Annotated in this window: 12 protein-coding genes; 5 read left to right on the top strand and 7 right to left on the bottom strand. The window is 54.4% G+C overall.

Annotated features, from left to right (window positions below; translation table 11 throughout):
* The 6 genes from ACXJJW_RS10905 to ACXJJW_RS10880 form a co-directional block, all read right to left on the bottom strand.
* Positions 1-537: nucleotidyltransferase family protein (locus tag ACXJJW_RS10905; RefSeq protein ID WP_456475777.1), on the bottom strand; the 537-nt coding region annotated here is incomplete at its 3' end.
* A gap of 9 nt (positions 538-546) precedes the next feature.
* On the bottom strand, positions 547-879 hold the full coding sequence (locus ACXJJW_RS10900; RefSeq protein WP_456475776.1) for a 6-pyruvoyl trahydropterin synthase family protein: 333 nt from the start codon (positions 877-879) through the stop codon (positions 547-549).
* A 9-nt stretch (positions 880-888) separates the two neighbouring features.
* Entirely contained in the window at positions 889-1,614 is a 726-nt protein-coding gene (locus ACXJJW_RS10895) for a 7-carboxy-7-deazaguanine synthase QueE (protein WP_456475775.1), read from the bottom strand.
* A complete protein-coding gene (locus tag ACXJJW_RS10890) occupies positions 1,607-2,164 on the bottom strand; it encodes a DUF366 family protein (protein ID WP_456475774.1) in 558 nt (185 codons plus the stop codon). Before ACXJJW_RS10890 ends, ACXJJW_RS10895 begins: the two co-directional genes overlap by 8 nt.
* The gene (gene queC / locus ACXJJW_RS10885) at positions 2,161-2,844 is read right to left on the bottom strand and encodes a 7-cyano-7-deazaguanine synthase QueC (protein WP_456475773.1); all 684 of its coding nucleotides are present in this window, start codon (positions 2,842-2,844) and stop codon (positions 2,161-2,163) included. Before queC ends, ACXJJW_RS10890 begins: the two co-directional genes overlap by 4 nt.
* The gene (locus tag ACXJJW_RS10880; RefSeq protein ID WP_456475772.1) at positions 2,841-3,020 is read right to left on the bottom strand and encodes a ribbon-helix-helix domain-containing protein; all 180 of its coding nucleotides are present in this window, start codon (positions 3,018-3,020) and stop codon (positions 2,841-2,843) included. Before ACXJJW_RS10880 ends, queC begins: the two co-directional genes overlap by 4 nt.
* 94 nt (positions 3,021-3,114) lie before the next feature.
* Here ACXJJW_RS10880 and ACXJJW_RS10875 point away from each other — a divergent pair, with 94 nt between their 5' ends.
* From ACXJJW_RS10875 to ACXJJW_RS10865, 3 genes are all read left to right on the top strand, one after another.
* Positions 3,115-3,549: a methylated-DNA--[protein]-cysteine S-methyltransferase gene (locus ACXJJW_RS10875; protein ID WP_456475771.1), complete on the top strand. Its 435-nt coding sequence runs from the start codon at positions 3,115-3,117 to the stop codon at positions 3,547-3,549.
* A gap of 58 nt (positions 3,550-3,607) precedes the next feature.
* Positions 3,608-4,549 (top strand): DUF7343 domain-containing protein, encoded by a 942-nt coding sequence (locus ACXJJW_RS10870; RefSeq protein ID WP_456475770.1) that lies wholly within the window; start codon positions 3,608-3,610, stop codon positions 4,547-4,549.
* A gap of 208 nt (positions 4,550-4,757) precedes the next feature.
* A complete protein-coding gene (locus ACXJJW_RS10865; protein WP_456475769.1) occupies positions 4,758-6,074 on the top strand; it encodes a nucleotide sugar dehydrogenase in 1,317 nt (438 codons plus the stop codon).
* A gap of 40 nt (positions 6,075-6,114) precedes the next feature.
* Here ACXJJW_RS10865 and ACXJJW_RS10860 read toward each other — a convergent pair whose 3' ends face one another.
* On the bottom strand, positions 6,115-7,668 hold the full coding sequence (locus tag ACXJJW_RS10860; protein WP_456475778.1) for a 2-isopropylmalate synthase: 1,554 nt from the start codon (positions 7,666-7,668) through the stop codon (positions 6,115-6,117).
* Positions 7,669-8,013: 345 nt separating this feature from the next.
* Here ACXJJW_RS10860 and ACXJJW_RS10855 point away from each other — a divergent pair, with 345 nt between their 5' ends.
* Both ACXJJW_RS10855 and ACXJJW_RS10850 read left to right on the top strand, forming a co-directional pair.
* A complete protein-coding gene (locus tag ACXJJW_RS10855; protein ID WP_456475768.1) occupies positions 8,014-9,261 on the top strand; it encodes a cell wall-binding repeat-containing protein in 1,248 nt (415 codons plus the stop codon).
* Between the two features lie 24 nt (positions 9,262-9,285).
* A partial coding sequence (locus ACXJJW_RS10850) for a hypothetical protein (RefSeq protein ID WP_456475767.1) occupies positions 9,286-10,165 on the top strand: 880 nt, incomplete at its 3' end.

Raw genomic sequence — 10,165 nt, 5'->3', positions numbered from 1 at the left:
GGGGCTGAACACATAGAGGGGTGCGCCCGCAATGTCGCTGAGTATCTCCTCCTCGCCCGGCTTCTCCACTATCTCAACCACCCTGTCTCCAGCAAGCCTTACGCTGCTGGCCTCTTTTATGCGCTCTCTCTGGAGGCGCTTCAGACTCAGTGTGACTGCTGCCCCGCTTGAGCCGTGCAAACGCAGCAGTGCTCTGAGGTGAGAGGGAGGGAAGATATAATCACATGCCAGGGCGAGAAATTCACCCTTGAGATAGGGCAGCGCCATGCTCAGGGCATGGGCGGAGCCCAAAGGGGAAGGCTGTGCAACAAACCTCGCCCTCTTTCCGTGAGAATGAAGAAAATGCTCTATCTTCTCCCCCAGGTGGCCGGTAACCACAATCACCTCCTCAATCCCGGCTTCCTCAAGCACATCAAACTGGTGCAGAATCGCAGCCCTGCCCCCAATGGGCAGCATCGCCTTTGGCACAGCGCTGGTGAAGGGTCTGAGCCTCTTCCCCTCACCCCCAGAGAGGATTACGGCCTGCGTTGTGCTCACCTCCTGCGCTCAGTCCCCGGTCTCAACCCACTTACCCTCGCCCTCCCACAGGCGCACCCTCAGGGGAAAGTTCAGCCTGGCCTTGAGCTTCTCGTAGATGCTCATGCATATGTTCTCTGCACTCGGGTAGGGGAGGAGCTCATTGAGCATGCGGTGGTCGTACTCAGCGAGCACCTCGCGAAGGGTTGCCTTAACATCCGCGAAGTCCACTATTATCCCACCTCTGGGTTCGCCCTCCAGAATTACCTCAACCTTGTAGGTATGCCCGTGCATCACTCCGCAGCTCCTGTGCTCTGGCAGATAATGTGCGGCATCGAAATACTCAACAACTCCCAACTTCATAAACTCACCTCAACGCATGCCAATAATCTTGTGGGTCTGGGGTATTATCCGCGTATCAATGACCTCAAGAAGCCTCTCCTGGAGAGAGAGCATCTCCTGCGGAGCCGTTGCACTGCTGTGCTGCCACACGGGCTGAAGCACCACAAGGGCAATGTAATCCTTTATAGCTTCGACGTTGGAGACAACCTCCTCGGCGTCAAAGCGAGAGGGTAGCACAATCTTGCAGAAGGTGTACCTCTCGCTGGAATCCCGCAGAACCCTGAAGCACGCGATGGTTGCCTCCCTGAGCTCCTCATAGCTCTTCTTCATTCCGTGAAGCACCTCTCTAACTTTAAAATCACCCGCCACAAAGGAAAGTACATCCTTAACCTCCTCCGCTTTCTCGGGCAGCGTCATGTTGGACTCCAAGTAAAGGGGTATGTCAACGTCCAGCGCCTTTATAAAATCTGCGTACAGAAGAGGCTCTCCTCCGGTCAGCGAGATAGAGTGCACAATGCCATAGCCCCGGGCAAGTTCTGAAACCTTCTCCACGGGCACGGGGTTAGCGAAACGCATAAACTCCCCTGAACCCGGGATGCGCTCCACTCTGCAGTGGGGGGTTTCCTGCACTGAGGTGTCGCAGTAGTCACAGGCGAGGTTGCAACCAGCGAAGCGTAAAAAAACCTGGCGTATGCCCAGAAGTGGGCCCTCACCCTGCACTGAGCAGAAGACCTCCAGCAGAGGTGCGCTAACCATGGTACACCCCCAGGGGTTTTGCCTTGCGCATATCCCGCTCTATGTCGATAATCTCCTCGGCGTAGGCCCTGGCGATCCTGCGCAACAGCTTCATGGGGTTCTTCACTCCCATCTTCTCAAGGCTCATGTAAGCGTCGCTCTTCACGTTGATGCCAAAGTGAATCTTTGCACTGACAGGTGAGACACTCGCTATGGAAACACTCAGCTTTTCCCCGGCGTAGAAAAGGTCGTCTCCCTGCCGTGAAACCTCAAAACCAAGCCTGGCCAGCTCAGCCTGAGCAATCGCCGCAAGCAGGCGCTGCCTTGCGTAAATGAGCCTTAGACTCGTGGAATCAAAGTGCTCTACTATGAAGTGGAGCATATCGGGCGAGTGGATTCTCTCCCCCTTTACCTTATCCTCCAGGTCTATCATGTGCTCTGTCTCAACCTCGCAGGCACCGCGGAAGGCGACAATGCTGTCCTCCTGCACCTGAAAGAGGTGATATGCCCACAGGGAGGCAAGCTCCTCACCAGTGTAGTTTATCCTCTTCTCTGGAAAAATCACCCTCATAGCCCCAGCCTCTCCATAAGGGGGTCTTTCCTGGCGATGCTCTTAAATGCTCTGGCGCGGCGCATGCAGGACTCGCAGCGCAGGCATGGCTCAGCCTCGCCGCGGTAGCAGCTCCAGCTCCACTCGAGAGGTGCACCTATCTTCAAACCCAGCTCCGCAATCTCCCCCTTGTTCATCTCTATAAGCGGGGCGTAGATTTCAACCCCTGACAGCGTTGAGTAGCTCAGTGCTCTGTTGGCGGCGTCCACATATTCGCGGGAGTTGTCCGGAAATGTAGCCGCCTCCTCTGCATCGAAACCGACGACGATGGAATCGCAGCCCAGGGCTTCAGCGAAGCTGGCGGCGATGTTTATAAAGACGCCATTGCGGTTGGGCACCCACACCCTGCGGGCACTCTCCTCGGCTCTGCTGGAGTCCAGCTCCTCTGGGGAGAGCTCAGGCAGCGCTTCCTCTTCGGCAACTAGTGCGGTTGAGGTTATATCCTTCAGCCACGGGAGGGCAAGCACCCTGTGCGTAATTCCCAGGGCTTCGCACACCCTCGCAGAATACTCCTTCTCCCGCTTCGCTGCACGCTGTCCGTAGTCGAAGGTTAGTGCGAGTGCAACCTCTCCTTCCCTTGCCGCCAGCGTCGCAGCTACCACCGAGTCCATGCCGGAGCTGAGCAACGCTACTGCTTTCATTCTTTGACCTCCTTCAGCCTGCCCCGCCGGCGGTCAATCTCGTCGAGCTGGTCAAGCATCTTCCTTATCGCAGTGCGTATGGCGTCGCTTGCGTTAACGAATTTCTTCTCCCTGCCCACATGCGCCATCATATCATCGTAAAGCTCCTGGGGTATATCCACAGTTACCTTTGGCATAATATTCCTCCAGTATTGCCCTGATATTCCTGACAGATGCCCTCATTCAGAATGCAAACGAAAGCAATAAAATATATAAAGGCGAGGGAGATGCATGCTCTACTCCTATGCCGGCTTCAAGGTGAAGGTGTTTTATGAAGGGGGCAGGGTCAGGCGGCTCCTCATCCTGGGGGAAGCCACGGAAGAGCTGCCTCCTCTGCCTCTAAGCATTAAGCCCGACTTCTCTGGCTTTACCTCCTTTGAAAGGGCAGTAATGGAAAAGGCGATGGAGATACCTCCCGGCAGGGTTGCTACCTATGCCAGCCTCGCGGAGGCTGCGGGTTATCCCGGCGCAGCCCGCGCCGCTGGCAGTGTGATGGCAAAGAACCCCTTTCCGATAGTAGTTCCATGCCACCGCGTGGTGAGGAGCGACCTCCACATTGGAAATTATGCCTACGGGAGTGAGGTTAAGCGTAGGCTGCTTTGCGCAGAGGGCGTGGAGTTCGCGAGAGAGAGGGTTAAGAGGTCCCACCTCTGGAAGTTTAAATGAAGCACCAGCTGCGCAGACGCTCAGAAACTCTTATATCGCTCCGGTGATAGCTATTAGTATGCGTCCCTATGTGCTTCTCCTCTACCTAATCCTCGCAGGCAGCGTCTATGGCCTTACAGGCGAGGTGGATGTGATACTCGTGAGGAGCGACCTGCCCCAGGAGTTTGCTGTTGCCCAGGCCTACTCCCACCTCTCGGGCGTACCCATAGTAACCACACCCTCCCAGGAGTTGAGCGAGGAGGCGAGGGAGCAGCTCAGGGGTTATGTCAATCTCGGGTACAGAAATCTGGTGATTATCGGCGGGGAGAAGGCAGTCTCGCTGGATGTGCAGCGGGAGATAGATGCGCTGGGCTATGTTACCCGCAGGATAGCCGAGGCAGACCGCTACGGCACTGCCGCCACCTTTGCAAAGGAGTTCTACTCGAACTCAGAGGGTGCAATTCTGCTCCACGGCGAGAGCTCGCAGAACCTGCTTCTTGCCATGCGCCTAAGCGCATCCACGGGCTACCCTATCCTGTTTGTAAGGCGCGACGGCGTGCCCCCTGCGGTAAAGGACGCCCTTACCTCTCTGCATGTTAAGAAGGTGCTCCTCTTTCCTCATGACCTGGAGGCGAGCGTAAGAAAAGAACTGGCTGGTTATGAGATAATCCCTGTGGAAAAAGGCTTTAGTGCACCCAGGCCCAGAGAGCTTAAGCTTCCCCTCGCCTTTGCGGCGGGCCTTATCCTGGGCGTGCTATCTGTGCTCGCCTATCTTCGTGTAAGGAAAATAAAGCAGAGGCTGCCCTATGAGATACTCAGCGAGGATGAAGAGAAGGTGATAAGGGCGATAACAGGCGAAGGTGGAAAGCTTACCCAGGATGCGCTTCCTGCCCTGACTGGCTTCTCCCGCCCAAAGATAAGCAGGATTATTAAGGAACTTGTGGACAGAGGCATAATCGAGAAGGTGCCCAAGGGCAGAACCCATGAGCTCACAATAAAAAAGGAGTTCTACAGGGAATAAATTGTGCTATACGACACACTACGTCAGCGGTTGCAGAAAGCAGCATAATTTATGGCACATGGAAATGTTAGAAAACATTATGAAGGGTAATATGCGATAAATTTGTTTTTGCTCTATATGTGCCCCTCTGTTAGAAATGGTTGCACCGGAAAGGTTAATATAGGGCATCTTCCTTAGTTACAGGCAAGCAATAAAGAGGGAGTGGATTATGGACCTTATCCGGCGAATAGAGGAAAAGAGTGCAGAGATTGCTGTTGTGGGCCTGGGTTATGTTGGGCTACCCACAGCAGCGGTACTCGCCGGGAAGGGCTTCAGCGTACTGGGTGCAGATATAAACCCCAGTGTAGTCGAGGCTGTGAACAGCGGAACATCACCGATAAGCGAGCCCGGACTGGAGGAGCTTGTTGAGCGGGTGGTGGCCGAAGGCAGGCTTAGAGCCGTGCCTTCTGCAGAAGAAGCTGCGAAGGGGAGCGATGTTGTAATCGTCGTGGTACAGACGCCGATAGACGAGGAGAAGCGCCCTGACTTAAGCGCTCTTAAAAGCGCTCTGCGCGACGTTTCAAGGGCGCTTAAGAGAGGACATCTCATAATTATAGAAAGCACAATTCCTCCCGGCACGACGCGCGATGTAATAGCGCCTATACTCGAAGAATCTGGCTTAAGGGCAGGTGAGGACTTTCTGCTGGCATACTCCCCTGAGAGGGCAATACCAACGCGCACCCTGGCCGAGATCCAGAGCAATGCACGCATCGTGGGTGGAATCAACGAGGAGAGCACCCGCGCCGCGGCTGCTCTCTACCGCAGGGTAACCAGCGGGGAGGTTTACGAGGAGAGCGTTGAAGTGGTAGAGGTGGTTAAGCTCATAGAGAACACCTTCCGCGATGTGAACATCGCCCTTGCCAATGAGCTTGCACTGCTCTGCGGAGCTATGGGCGTAGACGTTATAAAGGCGATAAACCTTGCGAATAAGCATCCCCGCGTAAATCTTCACATGCCGGGCGCTGGGGTGGGCGGGCACTGCCTGCCAAAGGACCCCCACTTCCTTATAAACGAGGCGAAGAAGCGTGGGCTGAGGCTCAAGGTCATAGAGGCTGCGAGGGAGCGCAACGACAGCATGCCACGCTACGTGCTCAGCAAGATAGAGGAAGTGCTCAGGGGCAAGAGCATTCGTATCGCAAAGGTGGCGGTGCTCGGAATAGCCTACAAGGGCAATACCGACGACGTTCGCCTCAGCCCTGCGGAGCCTGTTATAAAAAGCCTCATGGAGCGGGGCGTTGACGTAATTTCCCACGACCCCCACGCGAGGCACGACTTTGGCGGCAGATTCTCCAACGACCTGAAGGAGGTCGTAGCTGGCGCGGATGTTCTGGTTATCCTCACAGACCACGACGAGTACAGGAAGCTTAGCTTAAAGAAAATAAAGCCCCTGCTTAAGGAGGACGCCGTGGTAATAGATGGCAGACGCATTCTCGCTAGGGAAGAGGTGGAGCGCGCAGGGCTGCGCTACTTCGGCGTGGGCTGCTGATGACCCTTACAGCTGTCCACTGTTGAAAAAAGCAGAGGCGCTACTTCCCGGCCTTCTCTCGCATGATAAATATGCGGTTTATCGCCGAGATCATGGCCTCGACACTGGCGTTGACTATGTCCTCACGTGCAGCCTTTCCGCTGGCGATGTTGCCCCTGCTATCTTCGAGTTTCACCAGAACCTCGGCGAGGGCGTCGCTTCCGCCGGTTATGGCTTCGAGGTGGTACTCTGTTAGGCGGATGTCCTCCACACCAGAGAGCACCTTTCGCACAGCGTTGAGCGCTGCATCCACCGGGCCAACGCCTATGTCAGCACCCTTGAGCTCCCTGTCTCTGAAGCGCAGCTTAACGCTCGCCGTGGGTATGACGCGGTTGCCGGTCATTACCGCAAACTCCTTGAGGTCCACTACCTTCTCCTGCTTTGCAACCTCGCCCACCACCGCCTCGGCTATCGCGAGCAGGTCGACATCGGTGACGCGCTTCCCCTTGTCGCCCAGCTCCTTAACGCGGCGCGTAATTTCGCGCACCTGCTCCCGCGTTGCGTAGATGCCCATCTCCTGGAGCATGGCGCTTATTCCGTGCGCGCCGGCGTGCTTCCCGCTCACTATTCTCCTGCGATGGCCCACCATCTCCGGGGTCATAACCCCCGGCTCAAAGGTCTCCGCCTTGACGAGCACGCCGTGGGTGTGTATACCCGACTCGTGAGAGAAGGCATTCTCGCCCACGATGGGGTAGTTGGGGGGCATCCTTATGCCAGTGAGGCGCTCCACCAGCTTCGAGGTTTCGTAGAGATACTCTGTGCGGATGTTGGTCTTGACGCGGTAGATGGAGGTCAGCGCCATAACAACCTGCTCCAAGCTTGCATTGCCCGCGCGCTCGCCGATGCCGTTGATGGTGGCCTGCACCTCCCGCGCACCTGCCTCGACAGCGGCGAGGGAATTCGGCACGGCTAGACCAAAATCGTTGTGACAGTGCACATCTATGGGGATTTCGACATTCTCATAAATCTCGCGGGTAATGCGCCGCATCGCCGGTGGAATCATCACCCCCACGGTATCTGGGATGTTTATTATATCGGCGCCAGCCTCCTCGGCGGTTTTAAACACCTTGACAAGGTAGTCCAGCTCTGTGCGCGTAGCATCCATCGCCGAGAAGAGGCAGTTAACCCCGTGAGCTTTAATGTGCTCCACAGCGCTGGTCACGAGCTCCAGAACCTCCTCGCGGCTCTTCTTTATGGTCGCCTCGCGCTGTATGTCGCTGGTGGAGACGAAGGTGTGCACCATGTCCACGTCGCAGTCGAGAGCGGCATCTATATCTTCGAGGAGCACTCTCGAGAGGCCGCAAACCTCTGCTCTGAGCCCCTCCTTTGCTATCCTCGAGACCGCCTCCTTCTCGCCCCGGGAGGAGATTGGAAAACCAGCTTCGATAATGTCGACGCCCAGCTTATCAAGCTGACGGGCGATTGTTATCTTCTCCTCAACGGTTAAAGAAACCCCCGGCGTCTGTTCACCGTCTCGAAGCGTTGTGTCAAAAACGCGTACCCTCTCGGGTAAGTTCATCTTACGCCTTACTTCCTCAATAACATAGAACGTAATCCCGTCCTGTCATGGCATCTTCTCCAGAAAATCGGTACTCGCTTGATAGGAGGTTAACAATGTAAAGTTTAAAATAATATCTACAGCGGTGGAGAGAGTAGTCTAAGAAATAAGCATAGGGATGATGATTTGACAGGAGTGCTCTTCAAAACATAACTCCGACGGCCATAACAACACCCACTTCAGGAGCTTTTCATGTAATCAGCGCCCCGGGAGGTTTATATTGTAGCGTGTCAAAACAGGAATGAGATGATTAAGATTTGTGGGGTGTATATCAGCAGCATCAGTAGGCCCAGTACAGATGCGCCTCGATTTAATCTACTCTCGTGTCTTCTAAGCGTGCTGATGCTTATCTTGCTCACTCCGGAGATAAGCGCAGGTGAGGCTGGTGCTGTGGTTGTGGTCAGCGACAACCCCTTCGACCTCGCCGTGGCGCAGGTCTTCGGAGAGGTGGTGGGTGCTAGGCTGATTGTGCTTGCTGATGGAGAGCTCAATGAAACCACGCTTGAAGAGCTGGTCCTGCTTGACCCTCGGCGGGTGTACATAGTGGGTGGCACCGGAGCTGTTACATGGCGCGTGGAGGTGCTCTTTGGAGCAAACGCTGGGGGAGCTGTCGATACCGTTTGGCGTCACACCTCTCCTGAAGGCGTAGAGGTGCTGAGATTCTTCGGTTCTGACAGGTATAAGACATCACAGCTTGTGGCCAGAGAGTGGAGGCACACGACTAAGGTATTCCTTGTGCATGGTTTTGACCTGCTGGGGCTTCAGAAGGTAAAGGTGATGGCAAAAGAGGAGAAGGCGCCGATTATCTACTACAACCCGTACCATGCTCCACCCCTGGCGAGGAATCTGGAAGGGGTGATAGAAAGCCTAGGTACAAGCAACATAACCTTGGTCACAAGCCCGTACATCACTAGGGTGTGGATTGTCTCCAGTAGAAATTTGATGAGGTCGAATATTGAGGCGAGCTATACGATAAACATCAGCCCAGAATCCCAGGCTGAGGCAGCGATAGACAGAGCAGAAGAAGCTATTGGGAGGACGGAGGCTATGAGGGAGGAGCTTCTGCGGGTATACGAAACTAGGATAACGCCGAAGGCAAGGGATGTGTATACGGACAACCTCACCTTTCAGGAGGCGAGACTGAAGATGATTGAAAGGGAGCCCAGCATACAGACTTCAAGGACGACTCTCAAAATGGCAAAAGAAGCGTTCAACAGTTCCCTCTACGGTGAGGCCTTTGTACTTGCCTGCAAGGCCACAACCCAGTCCAGAAAACCTGTGGCGTGGATGAAGAGCCTGCCAGAGGAGGACGAGAGGAGAGGTTTTCTCTACGCCGAGGAAGAGCTCACGGCACCGCAGGCTATTCTCAGACTGATAAAAAGGGCAGGTCCATGGCTTGTGCTTCAGCGGATGGCACCTCCGCCACCCAAGGCGACAACTGAGTTTAAAGAGGAGTGGGAGCAGAGGGAGAAGGTGATGAAAGAGCTTCAGAGCTATTTCAAAGAGGCAAAGATGGCTTTGAGAGATGGAAATGAAACTCTGGCTGAGGAGCTGGCTGTGAAAGCACTGAGCAGGGTTTCGCAGGAGTAAAGACAGAAGCGGATGTTGATGATTATGCAGGACATCCGGGATGTAAGGACGATAGAGGCGATAGCAATAACCTTGGGACTTTACGGGCTTTCCAAGGTGGCCTACGGCCTCTCCAACATTGTAGGTCTGCTCACTCATGGGAGCCAGATTTCCAGAGGCATTGAAGGGTTTATAGTCTTTTTCACCCTGTTATTCTTCTTAATCGGATCCCTCTTCATGCGAGCAGGAATTATGCTCTGGAAGTCCAAGTCCATTGATACCATTGCCAATCCCGCAGGAGTCGCGCTGGGAGTTCTGGGGGGTTATTTCGTTCTGGGGTCGCTTTTTGAAGCAATATATCTGTCTACATCAGGATACGTTAATTCGGTTATTGCAGGTGGGAAGGTGCCTAAATTAATGGCCCTCTCTACTCTTCTGAATGATGCGATAAAAGTGGGGATGGGTATAGTTCTTATCCAGGCAGGTCGCCATCTTCGGATAAATAAACTGGAGGTCAAGTACTTGGCGCTCTTCGTCATCCTTATGGGGTTAACGATTTTGAACCCATTATGGCTATTCGCCACGTTAATCTCCATGACTGAGACAAATCTCTTCAGCACCTCTTTCAAAACGTTGACCGGCTTTGTATTGATTGTTTTAGGGATAAAGCTATTGCGTTCTGGGACCATTGCTGAGGAGGGAATTTACCTGGCTGTAATCGTTGCGGCTGCGGGCATTTGGACAATTAAAAACGCCTCTTTCATTTTCTGGCAGAACGTTGTGTATCAGCCGCCTGCGATGCTCAAACTCGCAGAAGTTGCCGGTATCTCTTGGGCGGATATTGCCATGATAACACTTGTTTCAGTCTTCAATTTTCTCTTTGGTTTTGCGCTTTTATTCCTGGCTTACAGATTTTATCGGTATG

The sequence above is a fragment of the Candidatus Pyrohabitans sp. genome (assembly GCF_054014795.1).
The sequence above is the reverse complement of the archived record's forward strand: the minus strand, read 5'-3'. Positions and strand labels throughout refer to the sequence as shown.

Coding starts and splice junctions, on each gene's coding strand:
- ACXJJW_RS10900 (WP_456475776.1), bottom strand. CDS start 879: ATGAAGTTGGGAGTTGTTGAGTATTTCGATGCCGCACATTATCTGCCA.
- ACXJJW_RS10895 (WP_456475775.1), bottom strand. CDS start 1,614: ATGGTTAGCGCACCTCTGCTGGAGGTCTTCTGCTCAGTGCAGGGTGAG.
- ACXJJW_RS10890 (WP_456475774.1), bottom strand. CDS start 2,164: ATGAGGGTGATTTTTCCAGAGAAGAGGATAAACTACACTGGTGAGGAG.
- queC (WP_456475773.1), bottom strand. CDS start 2,844: ATGAAAGCAGTAGCGTTGCTCAGCTCCGGCATGGACTCGGTGGTAGCT.
- ACXJJW_RS10880 (WP_456475772.1), bottom strand. CDS start 3,020: ATGCCAAAGGTAACTGTGGATATACCCCAGGAGCTTTACGATGATATG.
- ACXJJW_RS10875 (WP_456475771.1), top strand. CDS start 3,115: ATGCTCTACTCCTATGCCGGCTTCAAGGTGAAGGTGTTTTATGAAGGG.
- ACXJJW_RS10870 (WP_456475770.1), top strand. CDS start 3,608: ATGCGTCCCTATGTGCTTCTCCTCTACCTAATCCTCGCAGGCAGCGTC.
- ACXJJW_RS10865 (WP_456475769.1), top strand. CDS start 4,758: ATGGACCTTATCCGGCGAATAGAGGAAAAGAGTGCAGAGATTGCTGTT.
- ACXJJW_RS10855 (WP_456475768.1), top strand. CDS start 8,014: ATGCTTATCTTGCTCACTCCGGAGATAAGCGCAGGTGAGGCTGGTGCT.